1 protein-coding gene is annotated in these 1,233 nt (G+C 39.7%); it reads left to right on the forward strand.

Translation table 11 applies throughout. From position 1 onward, the window contains the following. Positions 1 to 1,233, forward strand: a 1,233-nt coding sequence (gene fabF, locus FJW00_RS06065) for a beta-ketoacyl-ACP synthase II (RefSeq protein ID WP_140923280.1), incomplete at both ends; no start/stop codon positions are given.

Raw genomic sequence — 1,233 nt, forward strand, 5'->3', positions numbered from 1 at the left:
GTTGTTACTGGTGTTGGATTGGTATCACCACTTGCTGCAAATAGCACGGTCTCGTGGGAAAGATTACTCAAGGGGCTTTCAGGCGTAAAAAGATTACCCCCAGAGAGTTATGGTGATTGTCCGGTCAGCATTGCAGGAATTATTCCATCCTATGAAGACGACCCCATAGGTGGATTAGATATGAATCGTTACATTCCCTTAAAAGAGCAAAAAAAGGCAGATCGATTTATTCAGCTCGCTCTTGTTGCTGCGGAGGAAGCAATAAATGATGCAAATCTTTTACCTTTAAGCGATGATGAAAAACTAGATATCGCAACTATTGTTGCTACTGGTATTGGTGGTTTCCATTCGATTACTAATGCCGTAAATACTGTTGCTACAAAAGGGAGTAGAAAGTTATCTCCATTTACGATCCCATCTTTCATAGCAAACCTTGCAGCAGGACAGATTTCAATAAAATATGGCTTTAAAGGAATGATTGGAGCACCAGTTTCTGCGTGTGCGGCAAGTATACAAGCAATTGGTGATGGTTTCAGAGCTATTCAATCAGGATACGCTAATATCGCGCTAGTTGGTGGCAGTGAATCGTGTATTAATAATGTTTCATTAGGAGGGTTCCACGCAGCTAGGGCTTTAACTACAAATTATAATGATGCCCCTGAATGTGCTTCTCGGCCATTCGATTCACAACGGGATGGTTTCGTTATGAGTGAAGGAGCAGGCATATTGATACTAGAAGATCTAGATAATGCTTTAAAGCGAAACGCAAAAATTCTGGCTGAAATAATAGGTTATGGAACAACTTCAGACGCTTGGCATATAACTTCTGGTCCTGAAGATGGCTCCGGTGCAGCTAGATCGATGCAGAGAGCACTTAATGATGCTCATTTAAAAGCAGAAGATATTGATTATATTAACGCTCATTCAACATCAACTTTTGTCGGCGATAGAGCTGAAATTGCAGCTATAAAAAGTGTATTTAGTAGCTCAAAAACTTATATATCATCTACCAAATCTTCTACTGGTCATATGTTAGGCGCAGCCGGAGCAGCTGCAACAATATTTTCTATTAAAGCAATTAATGATGGAATTGCTCCCCCTTCAATAAATATTGATGATTTGGACGATAGTACTGATGGACTAAATATCATAACAAACACACCGAAAGAAACACCCTTAAAAAATGTTCTCATAAATGGATTCGGATTTGGCGGGGTGAATGCTTCACTAATA

This window comes from Pantoea anthophila, from assembly GCF_006494375.1.
Classification (GTDB): Bacteria; Pseudomonadota; Gammaproteobacteria; order Enterobacterales; family Enterobacteriaceae; genus Pantoea; species Pantoea anthophila.